This window comes from Komagataeibacter sp. FNDCR2 (assembly GCF_021295395.1).
Classification (GTDB): Bacteria; Pseudomonadota; Alphaproteobacteria; order Acetobacterales; family Acetobacteraceae; genus Komagataeibacter.
In genome coordinates this window covers 374552-393970 of sequence record NZ_JAIWOU010000001.1, presented here as the reverse complement: position 1 = coordinate 393970, position 19419 = coordinate 374552, and the positions used below count along the sequence as shown (strand labels likewise).

Sequence of the window (19419 nt, the reverse complement as noted above, 5' to 3'; positions counted from 1 at the left end):
CGCACACGATGGGGGATAAAAATATCAGCCTGCGTCCTGCGGATCCGACCGGCCGGTCCGCGCCCGCAGGCGCCCGACGGGTCGGGGCAATCCCTTTACGGAAACTGCACATTCGCCAGGGCGGCAGGCCCCATATCGCCTGAACCGGCGTGAAAAAACCCGTTGATGAAACGCGTGACGGAGTACGCGACAGCCCGACATTCACGTCCCACACCCATCCACCAGCCCGGCGGGCAGGACGGATCGGTGCGGGTCCATTATCTCTATGCGGGATAGGGTGATTTATATCCCAATGGTGCGCTTATGCTGCAACAGTCGGTGTGTATGACCGGCTTTCCGGCCGTATCGCGCCGCCTCTTTCGGGTGACGGTGGGGCGCGTAATCCGTGCTGCGTGACCGCCTGCATGAAGTCAAAACATGGGCCGGGACAGTCCATGACCAGTACCCGGCCCGTTATTACAGGGCCTTTACCAGCCGCCCCAACCCCAGCCACCAACATACCCACCGTACGGATAACCGTAATATCCCGGATAACCGTAAACAGGATATCCATAACCATAGCCATAACCATAATAGGGATAAGGCGGGGCAATCCAGCCGCCCCCCCATCCACCACCCCAACCGCCGCCGCGCCAGCCACCGCCGCCCCAGCCGCCGCCACCACGACCCGGGCCGCCTGGACCGCCGTGGCCACCACCCCAGCCGCCCCCGCCGCCATGTGGCCCGCCGCCACCGCCACCCGGACCGCCACCGCCCGGACCGCCGCCGCCATGCCCCTGCGCATGGGCGCTGGATATTACCGTGGCACCCGGCGTGGCCGCGAGCGCCAGCACGACAAAAGCCGCTGTCAACGATTTCATATGCTTCATCGTCCTACTCATTTTCTTATGCTAATCTGATGCCACACCACGACGGAAAGGTGGCGGTTTGTCACATTATTGTATCAGATCCATATCCTGAACACGTAACAGCCATGCTGCCCCCTGCAGGGTTCGGGTGGCCCGCGTTAAAAATTCCGGTCCTGTCTCTCGTCCTTCAGCAAACAGGGGTATAGTCCGGCCTGTCTTTGAAAAACGGGGCGGCCACACCAGCAGCCACGACCTGTTTCCAAGTGTTCGGGTGTCATCATATCATGCCTTCTCCTTTCCGCCCCACCCCCACCAGCCCATGGATACAGGCCCTGTCTATACTGGTGCGCAACCGTTCGGCCATGCTGGCCCTGAGCGTGCTGGCGCTGATGACCCTGGCATGCCTGCTGGCCCCGTTTTACGCTCATGATGTGGCGCATACGGATCCTTTTACCTCCAACGTGGCGGGAACCATTTCGTTTGACGGGCAGGCGGTGGATATCATGCAGCCCAATGACAATCCGCTCCATCTCGGCCTCAGCCCCATCGGCCCGACATGGCGCGCGGCCTATCTGCTCGGGGCGGACAGCCAGGGGCGCGACCTTATGGCGCGGCTGCTGTACGGGGGGCGCAACTCGCTCCTGATTTCAGCCTCGGCCGCGTGCATCTGCCTGTTCATGGCCGCCGTGGCGGGTATTGCCGCCGGTTTCTGCGGCGGGATCGTGGATGGCGTCATATGCCGCATGCTGGACATCATGTGGGCGGTGCCGGTCTATCTTTTCGCCATTTCCCTTTCCATCGTCATGGTCAGCCAGACCCTGCGGCTGGGGCCGTTCGTGGTGCGGGCCGACAACCTTCTCATTCCCATCCTCATCATCGCGCTGGTCTATGTTCCCTATGCCGCGCGGCCCATACGCGGGCGGGTCCTTGCGCTGCGGCAGGCGGAATTCGTGCTGGCGGCGCGCGGTCTGGGCATACCGGACTGGCGCATCATGGTGCATGACATCCTGCCCAACCTGACCACCACGCTGGTCGTGCTGGGCCCGCTGCTCATGGCGCTGGCGCTGCTGGCGGAAAGCGCGCTTTCCTTCCTCTCACTGGGTGTGCAGGCGCCCGCGGCGTCATGGGGCACGATCATTCAGGATGGCGAGGGCCTGATCTACACCCGCCCCATGGTCGCCATCGCGCCGGGGGTCGCGATCGTGATTGTGGTACTGGCGCTCAATATCCTGGGCGATGGGCTGCGTGACGCACTGGATGTGCGTGACGCGGCACGGCGTGCGTCGTGACCATGGCGCTGCTACGCCGCGCGGGACAGACGGTTTTCGTGCTGTTCGGTGTTTCGGCCCTGGTGTTCCTCGTCTTTTTCGCGACACCGGGCGCGGACCCCACCGCCCGTATCGCCGGGCGCAATGCCTCCGCGCAGGTCATGGAAAAAGTACGGCGGGAATACGGGTTTGATCGCCCGCTGCCGGTTCAGTACATGACCATGATGAAAAAGCTGTTCATTACCCGCGATCTGGCATCCTATGCCGACCGGGGGGAAATGGTGGTGCCCGAAATAATGCAGGCCGCCCCGGTCACCGCCAGCCTGGTGTGCGGGGCCGCCTTCATCTGGGTTACGGTTTCCATCGCCATGGGCACGCTGGCCGCCGCCATGAAAAATACATGGGTGGACCGTATCCTCATGACACTGGGGCTGGTGGGCATTTCCATACCCGTGTTCTGGCTGGGTCAGGTCACCAACCTTGTCACGCAGAGCCGGTATCATGATACATGGCTGTTTTCGTGGGTGCCGGGGCTGGGTTACGTGCCCTTCACGCAGGATCCGTGGGGATGGTTCAGGTCGCTTGTGCTGCCATGGGTCGTGCTGGCGGTCATGTTCATCGGCCTGTACAGCAGAGTGCTGCGGTCCGATCTGGTCGCGCTGGAGGGTGAAGACTTCATGCGCACCGCCCGCGCCAAGGGGCTCTCCCCCGCGCGCATATTTCTCCGCCATGGGCTGCGTACCGCCATGATCACGTTCATCTCGCTCTTCGGTCTGGATTTCGCGCAGCTTGTGGGGGGTGGCGCGCTCCTGACGGAAGTGGTGTTCGGCCTGCCCGGCGTGGGGCGGCTGACCTATCGCGCGCTGACCACGCTCGACCTGCCGGTCATCATGGCCACGGTCATGTATTCCGCCGTTTTTGTCGTTATCGCCAATGCGGTGGTGGACATGCTCTACCTGCTGGTTGACCCACGGGTGCGCGATGGCCGGTAACCCATCGCCCCCCGCCCTGCTGACAGTCGTGGATCTGTGCATAAGCTTTCCCGCCCATGGCCGCATGATCCCGATTGTGGAGCATGTGAGCTTTACCCTGCATGAAGGAGAGATTCTGGGGCTGGTGGGGGAATCCGGGTCGGGCAAGTCGGTAACGGCCATGGCGTTGATGGGCCTGATCGACAGCCCCGGCGTGCAGGTGCGCGGTTCCGCGCGCTTTCGGGGGCATGAACTTGTAGGGTTGCCACAAAAGCAGCTTCGCCGCCTGCGCGGGCGCGAGATGGCCATGATCTTTCAGGATCCGATGACGGCCTTCACCCCGGTCCATACCATCGGCTGGCAGATTGATGAGCAGATCCGCGCCCATGAACCCCTGTCCCGCCGTGCGGCGCGGGCCCGCACGCTGGAACTGCTGGGGGAAATGGGCGTGCCGGACCCCACCCGCGCGGCCCGGAGCTATCCCCACCAGCTTTCCGGCGGGCTGCGCCAGCGCGCGATGATCGCCATGGCGCTTTCGTGCAATCCCACGTTACTGATCGCCGATGAGCCGACAACCGCGCTGGACGTAACGGTGCAGGCGCAGATTCTCGAACTCATTGACGCGTTGCGCGGCACGCATGGATCCTCCGTATTACTGATCACGCATGATATGGGCGTGGTGGCCCGGAGCTGCGACAATGTGCTCGTGCTCTATTCCGGTCGCGTGGCCGAAACCGGACCGGCCCCAGCCCTGTTCGCCCGCCCCGCCCACCCCTACACCGCCGCCCTGCTGGACTCCATTCCGCCCCTGTATGGCCCCCGGCCGCACCGGCTGCCCGCCATTGCCGGCATGCCGCCCGTTCCATCCCGGCGCCCCGCTGGCTGTGCCTTCGCGCCGCGCTGCATGTACGCGCATGAAAGCTGTACGCCCCAGCCCCCGCCGCTGGTGGCCGTCGGGTCGGGGCACGCCGCCGCCAGTGTCCTTCCGGCAGAAGGCGCGCCACTGCCGCCACGCCTGTCCAACACCGTATGGGAGGGGCAGCCATGAGCCACAACGCCACCAGCGCATCCCTCACCACGCCGCTGCTTGGCATAAGGGATCTGCGCAAGACCTACCGCCTGCCCCATGGCCAGATGCTGAAGGCGGTGGATGGGGTCTCGCTTGGCGTCATGGCGGGTGAAATGCTGGGGCTGGTGGGGGAATCCGGGTGTGGCAAATCCACGCTGGGGCGCTGCATGCTGCGACTGACCGATATATCCTCCGGGCAGGTCAGCTTTGAAGGGCGCGACATAACCCGCCTGCGCGAAAGCGCGTTGCGTCCGCTGCGCCCGCGCATGCAGATGGTGTTTCAGGACTCACACGCATCGCTCAACCCACGCCGCCGCATTGGCGACATACTGGCCGAACCGCTGCACGTTCATCCCGATGCGACGGGGCGCAGGCGGCCAGCGGCGCGGATCCATGACCGGCTCCGTGAACTCATGGATCTGGTTGGCCTGCCCGTTACGGCGCTGGAGCGTTACGCGCATGAATTTTCCGGCGGCCAGCGCCAGCGCATCAACATTGCACGCGCGCTGGCGCTTTCGCCCCGGCTGGTGGTGGCCGATGAGCCGGTTTCCGCCCTGGATGTGTCCATCCAGGCCCAGATCGTCAATCTCTTTGCCGATCTGCGGGACCAACTGGGGCTGACCTATGTGTTCGTCGCGCATGATCTGGCGGTGGTGCGCCAGATTTCAAACCGCGTCGCGGTCATGTATCTGGGTGTGATTGTCGAACTGGGTGAAACCGACAGCGTACTGCATCATCCGGCCCATCCCTACACGGCGGCCCTGACCGCCGCCGTTCCCCGCCCCGTGGTGGGGGCCGACCGCGCCAGCGCGTTGCGCGGCGATGTGCCCAGCCCCGTCACCCACCAGACGGGGTGCCGTTTTCATACCCGCTGCGTGTACGCACAAAATCGCTGCCGCGTGGAAGAGCCTGCCCTGCGCCCCATCCGGGCGGGGCATGAAGCGGCATGCCATTTTCCCCTTGCGGGTGACTGAAGCACGCGCGCCCCGCCCCGCACGGCCGCGCTATGGCGCGGCGGCGAACGCATCGGCCAACCACTGTCGCATCAGGGCATAGGACTGCCCGGCGGCCAGTGGATCATACCGGCACAGGCCGGAGGGAGCGGTGGCTTCCGTCTCCGTAAAGCAGTGGACCGCATGGCCGATGAGAACGAACTGCCAGGGGGCCGGGCTGCCGCGCATTTCCTGTGTAAAACTGCCGAACTGGGGGGATGTGGTTTCATCATCGGCGCCGTTCATGGCCAGCACGCGGGCGCGGATGTGCCTTGCCAGGGCCGGATCGTCGGTGCCCAGATTACCATGAAAGGCGACCACGGCGGCGACATCCGCCCCACTGCGCGCCAGATCGAGAACGGCGGCGCCACCAAAACAGAACCCGATCGCGGCAAGATGCGACACGTCAACCGGCGCGCTCGCCGCCTGCGCCCTGAGTTGCCCAAGTGCGTAATTGACACGGCCGCGCATGAGCGCCCGGTCCGCCAGCAACGGGCTGACCGCACTGCGGGCCTGTTCCGTGGTCCGCGGCCGTACGGTCGCCCCGTACATATCCGTCAGCAAGATGACATAGCGCTGCCCGGCGATCTGTTCGGCCTTGCGGATGGCGTTCGCGTTCACCCCGAACCACGCGGGCACCATAAGCAGCCCCGGCCGCCTGGCGGCAACCGCATCATCATACACCAGCACGCTTTCGAAGCGCGTATGTCCATAAGTCCACGAGACCGGGCGGGCGACCATCCCCGCCCGCGCCACATGGGGCATGAACATGCCTGCGAACAGACCGGCCGACAGGATGCATGGCACGGCTGGACGTAAGGAAAACAGGGCGGCCATCGGGCACCTCGCAAGAAAAAAAGTCAGCCATTCCTACAATACATCCGCCCCGCCAGTCCCGCGCCCTGTCCATATGGTCGCACGGTTTTCATCGGCCCGTGCCGGAACCCCCGGGCGCGGGATCCCTTTACCCCACCGGGCCGCGCGCCTGCCGGGCATGTACCGTTTTGCGGCCAGCAAGGTAACTGATACAATAAACGCAAGAGCGAAGTGAGTGGAGCAGACGGCGATGAACGAAACATTCTGGCGGGAGAAATGGCAGCGCAATGAGATCGGGTTCCACGAAGACCAGCCCAATCCCCTGCTTACCCGCCACCTGCCCACGCTTGGCCTGCCCGAAGGTGCCCGCATCTTCCTGCCGCTTTGCGGGAAAAGCCTCGATATCCACTGGCTGCTGGAGCAGGGATTCGAGGTTGCCGGAATCGAACTGAGCGAACTTGCCGTCGAACAGCTCTTTGCCGAACTGGGCCTGACGCCCCGCATTTCGGAAGTCGGGGTGCTGCGATGTTACGAGGCCGATGGCCTGTGTATCTTCGTGGGCAATATCCTGGACCTGACCCAGGCCGAACTGGGGTCGGTCGATGCCGTTTATGATCGCGCGGCACTGGTCGCCCTGCCTGAAAACATGCGTGGGCCCTATGCATCCCATCTCATGTCCATCACGAACGCGGCGCCTGCCCTGCTCGTCTGCCTGGAATACGATCAGTCCTGCAGGCCGGGACCGCCCTTTTCCGTCGATGACGCCGAAGTCAGGCAGTATTATGATGACATGTTCCATCTCACATGCATCGAGAAACCGAAGCTGGTCGGTGGCCTGAAAGGGGTATGCCCGGCATCGGAGATTGTATGGATCATGGAACCGCGCGCCAGCATGGCATAGGCCGCAACACCCGTCCCCACGGGGATCATGCGACGGTATGAAGTCCCGCACCATGAAAAAAGCCATCCGGGCTGAAACATCCCCCTTCACGGTCATATGATCGGAAGGACGCCCTCGGGCCTGCCCCGGAACAGGCAGCGCATCATACAAGACGGGACGGCCCCGGCACGCTATGCAGGCCCCTGCCCCGTTTCCCGTATTCCGGTTTGCCGATCGTAAAATGCCCTCCCGACCCAGCGCCCCTGCCGCACGACAGACCTATTCGCCCATGATCGCGCTGATCATGGCCGCGACATCATTCATGCAGAACCTTGATGGCGCAATCATCAACACCTCCCTACCGCAGATGGCGCGCTCCTTTGGCGTGAGCACCATTGATCTTTCCATGGGGATCACGGCCTACATGCTGGCCTCGGCGGCACTTTCGCCCCTGTCGGGCTGGCTTTCGCAAAGGATCGGGGAACGCACGGTGCTGCTTGTCTCCGTTATCGCCTTTACGCTTGCTTCCGTATGGTGCGGACTGGCGCCCGGGCTGGGCATGTTCGTGCTGGCCCGGATCGCGCAGGGGCTGGCTGGCGCCATGATGATGCCCGTAGGCATGTCGGTCGTGCTGCGCCATACACCCAAGGCCGCGCTCATGCGCGCGCAGGCCGTAACAGTCTGGCCCGGCCTGCTCGCCCCCATTATTGGCCCGGTGCTGGGCGGGTTCATTACCCAGACTCTCGACTGGCGGTGGAATTTCTGGCTCAACCTGCCCATCGGGCTGGCAGGGGCATTCGCGATCCTGCGCTTTGTGCCGCGGGAAGAAAAATCCACGCCACCGCCCATGGACTTTACCGGCTTTTCCCTGTGCGCCGTGGCGCTGACCACCCTGCTGGCAGGTTTTCAGCGCGCGGCGGAACCGGGGGCCGCGCGCGAGATCGCCTGTGGGCTGATCATTGCCGGCCTTGCGACGGGATGGGCCGCCGTGCGGCATCTCAGGCGTCATCCCACGCCCATCCTGTCACTGGCCCCGCTGCGCCGCCCCAGCCTGCGCTATGTCGTGCTGTATCCCGGCATCCTGTTCCGCACGCTGTTTTCGGCCATGCCGTTCCTGCTGCCGCTGCTGTTCCAGCTTGGCTTCGGCCTGCGGCCCGCCGCCGCGGGTGGGTGGGTTTTGGTGTATTTCTGTAGCAATCTGGGGCTCAAGCCCTTTACCAGCGCCATCCTGCGCCGGTTCGGCTTTCGCAATGTCCTGCTCGTCAACGGGCTGCTGGTCACACTTTCCCTGCTGGCATGCGGCTTTGCCGCGCCGGATACGAATACGGCGCTGCTGGTGCTGATACTGGTCTTCGCGGGGGCCACGCGTTCCATGCAGCTTACCAGCCTTTCGACCATGGCCTTTGCCGATATTTCCGGCAATGAACGCCGTGCCGCATCGGGGCTCCTGTCCATCCTGCAACAGGCGGCATCAGCCGCCGGGGTGGCCTGCGCGGCTTTCAGCCTGTCGTTTTTCCAGATTCTGGACCGTAGCCAGGTTACGGGTCTGGCGGAACTGCACGCCACCTTTTTCATCGCGGGCGGTATCGCGCTGGTCGCATCCCTTGGGTACGTGCGCATGCCATGCGCGCTGGGGCAGGAAATAAGCGGGCATCGGGCCTGAAGGGCGTAAAGGCCGTTTCCCGGGCTGGTTTTTCAAACAGCTTCTCAGGGCTTTGCATTCCCTCTCGCATGGCCATGGCCACCCGTAAGGAAGGTGCCCGCGTGCAGGCGGGATTCAATATCTTCCAGCGTTGTTCCCGCCGTTTCAGGCACACAGGCCCAGACGAATACGAAGGATATGACGTTGATGACCCCAAACAGCCAGAACGTGCCCGTCGTGCCCAACGCATTGACGAGGGAAAGGGTAACGAGTGAGACCAGCGTATCGGACAGCCAGACGGTCGCACTGGCCAGCCCCATCGCCTTGCTGCGGACCTGAAGCGGAAAGACTTCGGATGCGATAAGCCAGACCGCAACCGACAGGGACCCGAAATTGAAGAAGATATAGCCCAGAAGCGATGCGACCATCAGCACCATGCGCAGCCCCGCGACCGGGGCGGGACTCAGGAAGATCGCCCCCAGAATGAACAGCGACAGGGCGGCGAACGGCAACATCCACAGCAGCATCCGGCGGCGGCCGACACGGTCGATCAGCGCAATCCCCATGACCGTGGTGATCGTGGATGTCACCCCTACCAGAACCGACGTGAGCAGCGCCGTGGAATGACCCAGCCCCGTTTGTGACAGGATGATGGGGGCGTAATAGACAATCACATTCGGCCCCGAAAGCTGGGACAGGGCGGCAATGCCCAACGCCGCGACCAGCGCGGGCCTGAGCCATGGCTGGCGCAGCACGCTCCACCGCGTATCCGCGCCGTCCCCGTCGTCCTTTTCCACGGACAGGACGGCGTCAAGTTCCGCGCGCACCGGGTCATGATGCCCGCGCAGGCGGTACAGGATCGCTATGGCCCGCACCTCCTGTTCCCTGTGCAAAAGCCAGCGCGGGCTTTCGGGCAGGAACAGCATGCCAACCGCCAGAAGCACCGCCGGCACCGCCCCCAGCATGAACATCGCGCGCCAGCAGTCAGGTGGGCCCGCCATTTCATAACCGACAAAAAAGGCCACGAGCAGCCCGAGCGAAAACACCATCTGGAACAGCGATACGAGGCTGCCCCGCCGCTCCGCCGGGGCAAGTTCGGCCACGTAAACCGGCACGATCTGAGTTGTCGCCCCGATCGCGACCCCCAGAAACAGCCGGGCGATGATGAGGATCGTCTCATCGGGTGCAAGGCCACAGCCGAAGGAAGCCAGGATGAACACGGCCGAAGCGAGCATGATGGCGGGACGGCGGCCATAACGGTCCGAAACCGGGCCACTGATGACCGCCCCGGCCACGGCACCCAGATTAAGCGCCGCCGCGACCCATTCCTGCCCGCTGGTGGAAAGGGAAAAGCTCTGGGTGACGTAAATCAGCGCGGATGCGATGATGCCGGTATCATATCCGAACAGGAGGCCGCCCACCGCCGCAACGGCGGCGGCGATGCCGACATAACGGCGCGCTTCCACCCGCCGGTCATCAAGATGGGCGAACTGCGGCAGGACGGCAAACGCGCGCTGCCGTATCCGGTGGCGGGGTGAGACCTGTTCACTGCTGATGGTGGAAGCGGTTGTCATCCGGCCCTCTCTTTCCTTTCGGCCCTGGTTTGCGCCGTTGCGCTCCTGCCCGGTTCAGGCGGAAACTTCGAAAATCTCCTGCAACGTGCGCTGCATCACGCCTGAATCCAGTGTCCGGCCCAGCCACAGTTCGACCCCGATCACGCCCTGGTTGACCAGCATGCCCAGCCCGTCCAGCACCGTGCAGTCCCGCGCCTTTGCCGCGCGCAGCAGGTGCGTCATGGGGGGATTGGGTATTACGTCGGCCACTACCAGGCCCTTGCGCAGCGTTTCCAGCTCTACCGGCGGCAGGGCCTCGGCATCGCCCAGCCCGATGGAGGTCGCGTTAATGAGAATATCGACATCCCCCGGCACACTGACCGGCCCGTCCCACGCCATGGCCGTGGCGGCGCAGGGCGTGTTGTCACGGACCAGCGCCGCGACATTTTCAGCCTTGGCCACCTCCCGGTTCACGATGGTCAGATGCGCGGCGCCGGCAAGCCCCAGTTCCACCGCGATGGCCCGCGCGACCCCGCCCGCGCCCAGCAGCAGTACCTTTTTGCCCGCCGGGTCCGTAACTCCCTTCAGCGATGCAAGGAATCCCTTGCCATCCGTATTGTTGCCCACCAGCCTGCCATCGCGGATGGCGACACAGTTCACCGCGCCGATAATCCGCGCGGAATCCGCCAGTTCATCAAGATGTTCGATAACCGCGACCTTGTGCGGCAGGGAGCAGTTGAAACCGATCCACTCCATCGCCACCGCTCCCGCCACGGCCTGCGCCAGATGTTCGGGCTTCACGTCACAATTGATGTAGCGGGCGTCCAGCCCAGCATGCCGGTAGGCGGCCTCGATCATCGCGACCGTGGGGTTATCGGCGCAGGGCGTCGAAAACGACCCGGTAAGAATGCTACGAAAATTCCTGTCGCCCATACTGTCACTCCTACGTGGCAAACCGATCTGCAATCTCTTGCATAGCTATGCACGGGTACGGGGCAACCAAACAATGACAAAAAAGATAACGTTTAGATGATCCGCGCCGTGCTGCGCCGGGTCACCAGCCGCGCCTCGATCACGCGGGTGCGCGATGTGGGGCCGCCCTGCGGCCCCAGCGCCATGTCCAGCAGATCCGTCGCCGCCCCGACAAGGCAGTCCACCTGCTGGTCAAAACTGGTCAGGTCATAGGCATGCCAGCCAGCCTGCGGGATGTTGTCATACCCCATCACCACTACATCATCCGGGCAGTTCAGGTTCCCATGCTGGCGCAACGCGTCCATTGCCCCACAGGCCATGAGGTCGTTGCTGCTGAACAGCCCGTCCGGGCGTTCGCCACGCGCCAGCAGGCGGCAGATCGCGTCATAGCCGCTGTCATAGCTGTCGTCCCCGCGCATTTCGAGCGCCCCGTCGGGCCACTGCGTGGGATGCGCCTTCAGCCCCTCCATGAATCCGTGCCCGCGCGCGCGCGACGCCGCATTGCGCACCGGCCCGGCAAGCCAGGCCGGGCGGGTGACGCCACAGCCCGCGAAGACGCGCGCGGCCATGTGGCCCGCCGCGTGGTTGTTGGAAACGACCGTTGAAATCCACGGGCCTGTCAGGCGGGAATTGAAGCAGATCACGGGTATCTTCAGGTCGGACAGCATACGCGCGGCGCGCTGGCTGCCAATGGCCAGCGCGGTGACAACCGCATCGACCCGGTAGCTCAACAGGTGGTCGAGCGCGCTGTCCAGCGTCAACGCGTCATCAACATGCACCAGTAAAACCTGCAACCCGCCCGCGCGCAGCGATGTGGCGAGGTATTCCAGCGTGGAGGCATAGAACGGGTTGGACAGCCCGCCCACCACGACCCCCACCATGCGCGAGCGCCCCGAAAGCATGATGCCCGGAATGCGGTTGGGGCGATAATTCAGGGCCGCCGCCGCCTCCAGCACCTTGCGCCGGGTCTCGGGGGCGATGCTTGCGCCATGCGAGAAAGCACGCGACACGGCGGACTGGGACACACCTGCCCGCCGGGCGACATCAGTTGATGTGACCGGTCGTGTAATGCTGACCTCCCGAACCGATGACTGCGACAGCAAGATATAGCTATTTACACTGTCGGGTGCGCAATGACCACCGCGTGGGCGTGAATACGCGGTGGCGATAAATATGGCCGGGGTGGCATGTCTGCCGGAATTATCGTGGGGTGCGCGAGATCCGGCATTGATAGCTATTCGCAAATCCGGCAATTTATGGCATGGACATGCTATGCGAATGCGTCGCATTATTTTATTGTCCGTAACAGAAGAATGCCCATGCCCCGCAACACGGCACGTCCCGGTTCCAGCCTTACGATAAACAGGCTTTTAAGCGCCGTCGCCGCCTGCCTGCTCTCCTACCTTGCCGCCTGTCTGGTGTTGAAGGATTTTGTCCGCTGGGCCGGACCGAACCCGGTCGAGGCCGCGACTGTGGGTGATATTGTTATCGTAGCCTTTCTGCCCGTCCTGATCCTGACTGGTTTCGGGGGCAATGCGCGGCAGCGGGGCCTGCTGGTGGTGTGCGCACTGGGCGGGCTGGCCGCCCTGGGCTGTCTGGCATGATGCGTGAAACCCTGCGTACGCGGATGGGCTGGCTTCACGGTTGGGTCGGGTTCGTGTGCGGGCTATGTCTCCTATGCATTTTCGCCACCGGCACGCTGACGGTGTTCGATACTGAAATCACGTTATGGATGCAGCCGGAGATTCGCGTAGGGACATATACCCCCCCTACCGAGACAGCCCTGCATGAAGCCGCGCAGATGCTGCGCAGCCAGCAGGTGCTGGGAATCCAGGCCTTTCTCAACCTGCCATCACGGCGTTCACCCACGCTCCAGATCCTTCATTATAATGGCCATGAATTCACCGGGGATGTTCTCGCCCCCCGCACCGGCGCGGTGATCCCGGCCCGCGAAACGGCGGGAGGAAAATTCTTCTACGACTTTCATTACACCCTGCGCAGCGCGGGCATTGGCGGGGTGCGGATTGTCGATATTCTGGCGCTGGCCCTTCTGGTCGCCGTGGGGTCGGGCATCGTGATCCATCTGCGCGCGCTGCTGCCGGATCTGGTCATGCTGCGCCTGTCGGTTTCACCCATACGGTCGTGGCTGGATGCGCATCTTCTGGCGGGGGTGCTGTTCCTGCCCTTTACGATCATGTGCACTTACACGGGAATACTCGTTCATGCCGACAGGCTGTTCCCCTGGCAGCCTTCCATCGGCCACCACCACCATGGGGGCGGCACAGCGCGACCGGGCCCCAACCTGTCTACGCCGCATCCGGCCCCGGCCCTGTTGCCGGTGCCGCCATTGGCCCCGCTGCTGGCCACGGCGCGCGAAAACCTGCAGGGCCGGGAATGTGGTTTCATCCTGTTTGCGCCGGACCGCCTGAGCATTTCGGCCAGTGATGCATCCAGCCCGTATCTGAGCCGCGATCATGTGGATTTCAGCCTGCCCGATGGCCGCCTGCTGGGAACCACGATCAACCATGGCGAAATTGCCGCCACCATGCAGCTTATGCGCGGGCTGCATTACGCGCGCTTTACCCCACCCGCGCTGCGGTGGCTCTACTTCATCTCGGGCCTGTCGGCTACAGCCGTCATCGCCACCGGGCTTGTCCTGTTCCTTATGAAACGCCGCCGCAAATCCGGGCATCTCGCGGCTTTTCGTGTAGCGGAGGGGCTGACGATCTCCACCCTTGCCGGCCTGCCCGTGGGTGTTCTCGCCTTCCTGTGGGGCAACCGGCTGCTGCCCCCTGCCCTGCCGGGACGGGATATGTGGGAGATCGAGGTCTTCTTCACGGTATGGGGGCTTTGCCTGCTGCATGGCCTTGGGCGGTCGGTATCCGGACACGCGCCGTCCGGCTGGCGTGAGCAGCTTGGGGGGATCGTGGTGCTGGGATGCGGGTTGCCGTTGCTCGATATTCTGACCGCCCCCGGTGTGTGGATGACCTGTCCCGGCATCCATGCGGGTGTGGGCGCCATAAGCGTGCTGGCGGCATTTACGGCCCTGTGCGCGGGCCGCCGGGTTGCGGGGGACAGGGCATGACTATCGCTGTATCCCTGTCAGCATGGGTTATCGGCCTGTCATGCCATGCGTGGCTGCACCCGGACCGCTATGGCTTGCCACATCCGCCGCTGCGATACCGTATTGCGGTGCGGGGGATGCGCATGCTTGCCCCCTTTATCGCACTTGTTTTCGCGATACGGCACGACGCCATTGCCGGAATACTGGCATGGTGCATGACGTTTTCCATTGCCGGTGTGGTGGTTGCCCTCGCCCTGCTCCCTGGCCTGCGTCATCGGGATGGATCCGGTCGCGGGGGGCGGACCTTTTAAAACGGTTTCTATGGATGGACACGAACCGGAGGGATGCTTAATCAGGCGCCATGTCTTCCCCCGCTTCTTCCCCCACCGTACGGCTTGGCATAGATTTCGGCACGACCAATACGGTCGTGGTCATGCTGGATGCGAATGGACAGCCGCATCCCATGCGCTTCTCCTTTCCCCATCATCCGCCGGTCGAGACCTGTCGCTCGTTATTATGCCTGTGGCATGAGGAAACGCGGCCCGGCCAGTCACCGCTGCATGAAGCCATCGGGGCCGCCGCGATTGATGCCTATCTGGAAGATCCGGCGGAAAGCCGGCTGATCATGTCCATGAAATCCTATCTGGCGCAGGCTTCCTTCCGGCAGACGCGCCTCCTGGGTCAGGTCATGACACTGGAAATGCTGATTGCACGCTTTCTGGGCTGTCTCATGCACATGCTTCAGGTCGATCCCGCCCATGTCAGTGCAACGGTGGGGCGGCCCGTGCAGTTTGCGGGTGAGCGGAGCGACAACGCCTTTGGCGAGCAGCGCCTGCGTGACAGTTTCCGCACCGCCGGGTTCCAGCATGTCAATGTCGCGCTGGAACCCGAAGCCGCCGGATGGCGCTTCGCCCAGAGGCTGAGGGAACCGGCCACGGTTCTGGTTGCTGATTTTGGTGGTGGCACCAGCGATTTTTCCATTCTCCGCTTTGACCCCGATGCCGCGCACGGCACCGTACCCCTTGGATACGCTGGTGTCGGCATTGCCGGGGACCAGCTTGACTACCGGATCATTGACCATGTCATTTCACCCGAACTGGGTCGGCACGCCACCTACCGGGTCATGGGGGGGCAGCCGTTGCCGGTGCCCGCTGAATGGTATGCACGCCTGGGCCACTGGCACCGTCTGGCGTTGATGCGCACGCCGCAGACACTGCGCGCCATTGCCGATGTCGCCCGCACCGCATCCGAACCCGACAGGCTTCATGCCCTGATGAAGCTGATCGAAGACCAGCAGGGGCAGGCGCTCTATCGCGCGGTTGGCGCGGCAAAGCGGGCCCTGTCTTGCGCTGAAGCGACAGTTCTGGATTATTCTTATGGCAATCTGGAAATCCACCGTGAAATTACACGCACGGAATTCGAAAGCTGGATTGCGCCCGACCTGACCCGTTTCGACAACGCCGTGGAGGCGGCCCTTATCCGCGCCGGGCTGCCCGCAACGGCAATCGACCGGGTGTTCCTGACCGGGGGCACCTCGTTCGTTCCCGCCGTGCGTAACCTGTTTATCAGGCGGTTTGGACGCGACCGTGTTGATATGGGGGGTGAATTCGTATCGGTCGCGGAGGGGCTGGCCCTGATGAACGGCTAGAGTTTATTATTCTGTGCATCGTTGCACAGCGTCTTGATGGCGTCGTCACCTGTTGCAATACATTTGGCCATCAGGATGGCCGTATCTCCCTTCGGGTTCTGCTTCTTGATGACCCTGATGCGGTAGGCGTACATACCGTCATCCCCGAACTGCTTCTGGATATTTTCATAGATACCCAGCGCCTGGGTATACTGCTTCTGCGTTTCCAGCGTCTGGGCATAGGCCTTGGCGATATCTTCCGTCACATCGGGTCTCAGATAGGCCTGATGCAACTGGCCAAGCATCTGGTTTCCCTGCCCCTTCTGCTGGCGGGCGGCGTATTCCAGATAGAAGTAATATTCGCTCCGCTGCACCGCGGCACTTTTTACGTTATGCAGGACACGTAACGTCGCATCGGCAGTCGGGGCATTATGCTTGTCAAGTGACGCCGTCTGGATCGTATTGAGGCTTTTTACATCCGTCAGGAGCTGCCGCACGGGCTGTTGCCCGATAAAGGCGCGGAAAGGGGCCGAGCGCAGGGTGACCATCTGGTCGTCATATTCACGGTTGATATATGCACGTGCCTTTTTGAGGCGTTTGGCCCCACCGGGATGGTCTGCCGCAATGTCGTGCAGGGTTGCCTGTGCATTCCGCCCGAGCCACCCGAGACCCTGATTGAAAAAGCCCGTGACAGGGTTGCCCGTATTGACAACGTCCTTAAAGAAGTCCCGGTCCAGCGCGGCCTGTTTTTCGTGCTCTTCCTGCTCGCGCTGCTTGAAGATCTCCAGAACCTTCAGCGCCTCCTCCACTGAGTAATTGGCGCGCGCCATAAGGTCGATCGCAAGGGTATCCGCCTCGACCTCCTGCCCCCGTTGCCAGATCGGGAAGATATATTCCTGCGCCATCTCGACCAGCGCGCTGTCAGCCACATAGGCCAGCGCCGCGCCGCCGCCCACGGGGGCATATTTCGCCATATGCGCCAGGGTGGACATAAGCTGTAGCGCGCCGTTGGTCTTATCCATCATCTTCTTGGAATTGCGCATGTCCGCCGGATGGTTCAACAGGACATGGGCCAGTTCGTGCGCCACCACGAAGGCCATGCAGTCTTCCGACTGAAAGGCGGGAGACGTCGCGAAATAGTTCAGGACGCCAGTGGTGAACACCAGCGTCCCCCCAATCGTGGCGTCGCTGGTAAACTGGTCACTGGGCTGGATATAGATATAAAGCGGTGGCCGGGGCCCCTGCCACCCCGCCAGCAGGTTATTGGCTATCTTTTTCAGGTAGGCGACGGTCACGGGTTCCGACAGCACGCCAACCGGAATCTTGTTATTCGGGTCAAGCAGTTCCGGGCCGGGCTGCATGGCGGGATAGGACGTGACAGGCGTAATGACGGAGATGTACTTGCCCTTGCCCGGAACATCCGGCGCGGCTGCGGCATGCCCGGCCATAAGGCCGGTACAGGCCAGCACGGAGAGCGCCAGATTTCCAAAACCACAACGGTATTTCATGCTGTCTTGACCTTGGGATCAGTTGCAACCAGACGCCAGACCGGAGGTGGAACTGTCCTCACGACTGGCGGAAGCTGGCCGCAGAAGCCGGCAGTCTCCCTCGGCCGGGAGGTCGACCTTGGCGCTGGTCCCGACCTTGCCCGGCTTGACCATGACCACGCCCGTATCCGTCTGGATCCTGAGCAGGCCGGTTGTCGGGTCTTCCCCCACCACGGGGCGGTGCAGCAGGGCGGCGGCGGGCAATTTGCCCATCGGCTTATGGTCGGGCCCGAAAACGGTTACGGAATCGGCAAATACATCGGTAACCATATTGGTTTTGGCCGCATGCCCCGGCAGGGAAACAAGCGTAACGCCCGCCATCAGAACACCAACAAACAAACCAGGATAAAAATAACGCTTCATTTCAATTCCTCTGATATATCCGGTCCGGTTTTCAGGTCATTTATCCCGACCTATATTATGACCGAAGTTCATGAATGTTTTTGTTCTTTCATATCTGAGAACAAGCCTGCGCCAGATGGACGAACAGAAATTCGACATACTCTGTACCGGACTGTTGTCTTCATTGACTTCCGGCACCGTGAACCACAGCAGCGCAAGACCGATCCAGTCGGTATTGGGCCAGTGAAAAAACAGTTCGTTGACACAGAAGGCCACGGCGCTGATGCATAAAACCTGCCGCAGCTTTCTCAGGTAGGTCCGCGTCTCGAACTCGATGGGCATAAGTACGATCAATATAAATACAAATCCGTACAGCCCGATAAGAACTGGCGAGAATACATGCCGCGATCCCAGATCAAGGACACAACACACACTGCAGAACAGGGCGCCCGCCATGATCTTGGTGCGGCTGAACACCGCGTGGCGGGTGATCCCATCATGTTTTCGGGTCGGTCCGCGCCTGCTGGATTCCTTTTCGGTCGCCCTGTTTTCCTGTTCATGACCCGTATGGGAAGATGTCCTGTTTTTCCCGAGGGTTCTGAGATGCTTTATGACAAGGCTGAGGCTGAGCGCCATCCACAGCACCAGTTCCACCATCTCCGCCTTATCGAGCGAGAGATAGCGGGTTTTTATGAATTCGGGCGCCTCGTGAAAATACTGTTGCCCATAGGTGAGCAGGTTATCGAACGCCATGGCGTGCAACTGGACACCGGGAACCTGCCCGATGGCCGGAGCATTGACCACGTCATGCATGGCGGCCAGATCGCCCCCATAAAAGACCGCACGCCCCTGAAGCACATCCGTATAGGGGCGGTTCGTGCGCGGGGATATGCCATCCAGCAATGCCGCATCCATGGTAAGCGGATAAAAACAGGCGTTTTCCCTCGGCGGAACCCACTGCCCCCATAATGCATCAACGCCGGTACGCACGGCGCGCCACACACGCGAGGCACCCCCGGCCGTTGCATCCACGCAGCCGCCGGAACTGTTGAAAACCTGTTTCTGGACCGGATCGACATAAACGCCCCAGCGCACGAAGGCGGGTTCTTCAAACGCCTCATCCACATGGCACAGATTGCGCCACTGATCGGCACAGAGCGCGCTGTACATGGCGAAGGCCGCGGTGGGAGCGGTTTTTTCACGACTGCCCGGCACATTTACATGCAGGGGGTACATGCCCGGCTTTTCACCCGTCCAGCCCGAATAGACCTGATACGGGGTCAGCGGGGCCGGCAGCATGGCGGTCGGGTCACCGGGAATGCCATGGACGAAAAAGATCGGTACATGCATCTGGCGCGCCTGTGCCAGCACGCCGTCCAGGGCATGCAGGTCATCGTTCTGCCGTTCACCATTGAAGTAAATGTCAACCAGGATAGCGGCAGGTTTCGCATCCAGTATCTGCTTGAGAAGATAGGCATGGTGGCGATAGGAAATCGGCCAGGCTTCCCCGAAATAACTGAGGGAATCATCCGATATTTCCACAACCGCGATATGTGACTGGGACCGCCCGTGAGAGCCGTAGCCGTAAAATGGCTCCGTAATGGCGGAGAAAAATTGACCCGATGCCGATTTGGTCGCGCTTTCCAGCCCCACCGGATCAATATACTTGAAAACGATCCAATACATGAGAAAAAGGAGCATAAGCCCCCCGCCCCGCAAACCCAGCCCGGCATACTGACACTTGAATTGCCAGACCCGCCGGCAGAATCTGGGAATATCGTCCAGGCGGATTGCCTTCATAGTCGGGTATGCTTCTCACGCTTAATTT

General features: G+C 62.4%; 18 protein-coding genes. 10 read left to right on the top strand and 8 right to left on the bottom strand.

Features of this window, described 5'->3' with window-relative positions; genetic code table 11:
* Positions 1-467: 467 nt before the first annotated feature.
* The gene (locus LDL28_RS01770; RefSeq protein WP_233056935.1) at positions 468-860 is read right to left on the bottom strand and encodes a hypothetical protein; all 393 of its coding nucleotides are present in this window, start codon (positions 858-860) and stop codon (positions 468-470) included.
* Positions 861-1132: 272 nt separating this feature from the next.
* Between LDL28_RS01770 and LDL28_RS01765 the strand changes: the two genes are divergently transcribed.
* Genes LDL28_RS01765 through LDL28_RS01750 form a run of 4 tightly spaced genes read left to right on the top strand, consistent with a single transcriptional unit; the run spans position 1133 to position 5130 of the window.
* Entirely contained in the window at positions 1133-2137 is a 1005-nt protein-coding gene (locus LDL28_RS01765) for an ABC transporter permease (RefSeq protein WP_233056934.1), read from the top strand.
* A complete protein-coding gene (locus LDL28_RS01760) occupies positions 2134-3108 on the top strand; it encodes an ABC transporter permease (RefSeq protein ID WP_233056933.1) in 975 nt (324 codons plus the stop codon). The genes LDL28_RS01765 and LDL28_RS01760 overlap by 4 nt, the downstream gene beginning before the upstream one ends.
* Positions 3098-4135 (top strand): ABC transporter ATP-binding protein, encoded by a 1038-nt coding sequence (locus tag LDL28_RS01755; protein WP_233056932.1) that lies wholly within the window; start codon positions 3098-3100, stop codon positions 4133-4135. Before LDL28_RS01760 ends, LDL28_RS01755 begins: the two co-directional genes overlap by 11 nt.
* Positions 4132-5130: an ABC transporter ATP-binding protein gene (locus LDL28_RS01750; RefSeq protein WP_233056931.1), complete on the top strand. Its 999-nt coding sequence runs from the start codon at positions 4132-4134 to the stop codon at positions 5128-5130. The genes LDL28_RS01755 and LDL28_RS01750 overlap by 4 nt, the downstream gene beginning before the upstream one ends.
* Positions 5131-5160: 30 nt before the next feature.
* Here LDL28_RS01750 and LDL28_RS01745 read toward each other — a convergent pair whose 3' ends face one another.
* A complete protein-coding gene (locus LDL28_RS01745) occupies positions 5161-5985 on the bottom strand; it encodes a dienelactone hydrolase family protein (protein WP_233056930.1) in 825 nt (274 codons plus the stop codon).
* 229 nt (positions 5986-6214) lie between these two features.
* Here LDL28_RS01745 and tmpT point away from each other — a divergent pair, with 229 nt between their 5' ends.
* On the top strand, positions 6215-6865 hold the full coding sequence (gene tmpT / locus LDL28_RS01740; protein ID WP_233056929.1) for a thiopurine S-methyltransferase: 651 nt from the start codon (positions 6215-6217) through the stop codon (positions 6863-6865).
* A gap of 220 nt (positions 6866-7085) precedes the next feature.
* Positions 7086-8507, top strand: a complete 1422-nt coding sequence (locus tag LDL28_RS01735; RefSeq protein ID WP_233056928.1) for an MFS transporter — start codon at positions 7086-7088, stop codon at positions 8505-8507.
* A 44-nt stretch (positions 8508-8551) separates the two neighbouring features.
* Here the strand turns inward: LDL28_RS01735 and LDL28_RS01730 are convergent, their stop codons facing one another.
* From LDL28_RS01730 to LDL28_RS01720, 3 genes are all read right to left on the bottom strand, one after another.
* Positions 8552-10060: a sugar porter family MFS transporter gene (locus tag LDL28_RS01730; protein ID WP_233056927.1), complete on the bottom strand. Its 1509-nt coding sequence runs from the start codon at positions 10058-10060 to the stop codon at positions 8552-8554.
* Between the two features lie 54 nt (positions 10061-10114).
* Positions 10115-10972 carry a shikimate dehydrogenase gene (gene aroE / locus LDL28_RS01725; RefSeq protein ID WP_233056926.1) on the bottom strand — a complete coding sequence of 286 codons (858 nt, stop codon included), beginning with the start codon at positions 10970-10972 and terminating at the stop codon, positions 10115-10117.
* A 92-nt stretch (positions 10973-11064) separates the two neighbouring features.
* Complete coding sequence (locus tag LDL28_RS01720; protein ID WP_370636199.1) at positions 11065-12114, bottom strand: LacI family DNA-binding transcriptional regulator; 1050 nt, start codon at positions 12112-12114, stop codon at positions 11065-11067.
* 216 nt (positions 12115-12330) lie between these two features.
* On the opposite strand from LDL28_RS01720, the gene LDL28_RS01715 reads away from it, so the two are divergent.
* From LDL28_RS01715 to LDL28_RS01700, 4 genes are read left to right on the top strand one after another with little or no spacing between them, the layout of a single operon-like run.
* Positions 12331-12615: a hypothetical protein gene (locus tag LDL28_RS01715; RefSeq protein ID WP_233056924.1), complete on the top strand. Its 285-nt coding sequence runs from the start codon at positions 12331-12333 to the stop codon at positions 12613-12615.
* Positions 12612-14096 carry a PepSY domain-containing protein gene (locus LDL28_RS01710; RefSeq protein ID WP_233056923.1) on the top strand — a complete coding sequence of 495 codons (1485 nt, stop codon included), beginning with the start codon at positions 12612-12614 and terminating at the stop codon, positions 14094-14096. Before LDL28_RS01715 ends, LDL28_RS01710 begins: the two co-directional genes overlap by 4 nt.
* Complete coding sequence (locus tag LDL28_RS01705; RefSeq protein ID WP_233056922.1) at positions 14093-14386, top strand: hypothetical protein; 294 nt, start codon at positions 14093-14095, stop codon at positions 14384-14386. The genes LDL28_RS01710 and LDL28_RS01705 overlap by 4 nt, the downstream gene beginning before the upstream one ends.
* Before the next feature lie 50 nt (positions 14387-14436).
* Entirely contained in the window at positions 14437-15723 is a 1287-nt protein-coding gene (locus tag LDL28_RS01700; protein WP_233056921.1) for an Hsp70 family protein, read from the top strand.
* Here the strand turns inward: LDL28_RS01700 and LDL28_RS01695 are convergent.
* The 3 genes from LDL28_RS01695 to LDL28_RS01685 all read right to left on the bottom strand — a co-directional run bounded on the left by LDL28_RS01695 (position 15720) and on the right by LDL28_RS01685 (position 19277).
* Complete coding sequence (locus tag LDL28_RS01695; protein WP_233056920.1) at positions 15720-17210, bottom strand: M48 family metallopeptidase; 1491 nt, start codon at positions 17208-17210, stop codon at positions 15720-15722. The two genes, LDL28_RS01700 and LDL28_RS01695, sit on opposite strands and share 4 nt — an antisense overlap.
* Positions 17211-17228: 18 nt before the next feature.
* Positions 17229-17570 carry a hypothetical protein gene (locus LDL28_RS01690; protein WP_233056919.1) on the bottom strand — a complete coding sequence of 114 codons (342 nt, stop codon included), beginning with the start codon at positions 17568-17570 and terminating at the stop codon, positions 17229-17231.
* A 78-nt stretch (positions 17571-17648) separates the two neighbouring features.
* Positions 17649-19277, bottom strand: coding sequence for a CHASE2 domain-containing protein (locus LDL28_RS01685; RefSeq protein ID WP_233056918.1), 1629 nt, complete (start codon positions 19275-19277; stop codon positions 17649-17651).
* Positions 19278-19419 lie beyond the last annotated feature (142 nt).

Bases quoted from the DNA above. Each gene is read 5' to 3' on its own strand.
- LDL28_RS01770 (WP_233056935.1), bottom strand. From the start codon at position 860: ATGAAATCGTTGACAGCGGCTTTTGTCGTGCTGGCGCTCGCGGCCACG.
- LDL28_RS01765 (WP_233056934.1), top strand. From the start codon at position 1,133: ATGCCTTCTCCTTTCCGCCCCACCCCCACCAGCCCATGGATACAGGCC.
- LDL28_RS01755 (WP_233056932.1), top strand. From the start codon at position 3,098: ATGGCCGGTAACCCATCGCCCCCCGCCCTGCTGACAGTCGTGGATCTG.
- LDL28_RS01750 (WP_233056931.1), top strand. From the start codon at position 4,132: ATGAGCCACAACGCCACCAGCGCATCCCTCACCACGCCGCTGCTTGGC.
- LDL28_RS01745 (WP_233056930.1), bottom strand. From the start codon at position 5,985: ATGGCCGCCCTGTTTTCCTTACGTCCAGCCGTGCCATGCATCCTGTCG.
- tmpT (WP_233056929.1), top strand. From the start codon at position 6,215: ATGAACGAAACATTCTGGCGGGAGAAATGGCAGCGCAATGAGATCGGG.
- LDL28_RS01735 (WP_233056928.1), top strand. From the start codon at position 7,086: ATGCCCTCCCGACCCAGCGCCCCTGCCGCACGACAGACCTATTCGCCC.
- LDL28_RS01730 (WP_233056927.1), bottom strand. From the start codon at position 10,060: ATGACAACCGCTTCCACCATCAGCAGTGAACAGGTCTCACCCCGCCAC.
- aroE (WP_233056926.1), bottom strand. From the start codon at position 10,972: ATGGGCGACAGGAATTTTCGTAGCATTCTTACCGGGTCGTTTTCGACG.
- LDL28_RS01715 (WP_233056924.1), top strand. From the start codon at position 12,331: ATGCCCCGCAACACGGCACGTCCCGGTTCCAGCCTTACGATAAACAGG.
- LDL28_RS01710 (WP_233056923.1), top strand. From the start codon at position 12,612: ATGATGCGTGAAACCCTGCGTACGCGGATGGGCTGGCTTCACGGTTGG.
- LDL28_RS01705 (WP_233056922.1), top strand. From the start codon at position 14,093: ATGACTATCGCTGTATCCCTGTCAGCATGGGTTATCGGCCTGTCATGC.
- LDL28_RS01700 (WP_233056921.1), top strand. From the start codon at position 14,437: ATGTCTTCCCCCGCTTCTTCCCCCACCGTACGGCTTGGCATAGATTTC.
- LDL28_RS01695 (WP_233056920.1), bottom strand. From the start codon at position 17,210: ATGAAATACCGTTGTGGTTTTGGAAATCTGGCGCTCTCCGTGCTGGCC.
- LDL28_RS01690 (WP_233056919.1), bottom strand. From the start codon at position 17,570: ATGGCGGGCGTTACGCTTGTTTCCCTGCCGGGGCATGCGGCCAAAACC.
- LDL28_RS01685 (WP_233056918.1), bottom strand. From the start codon at position 19,277: ATGTATTGGATCGTTTTCAAGTATATTGATCCGGTGGGGCTGGAAAGC.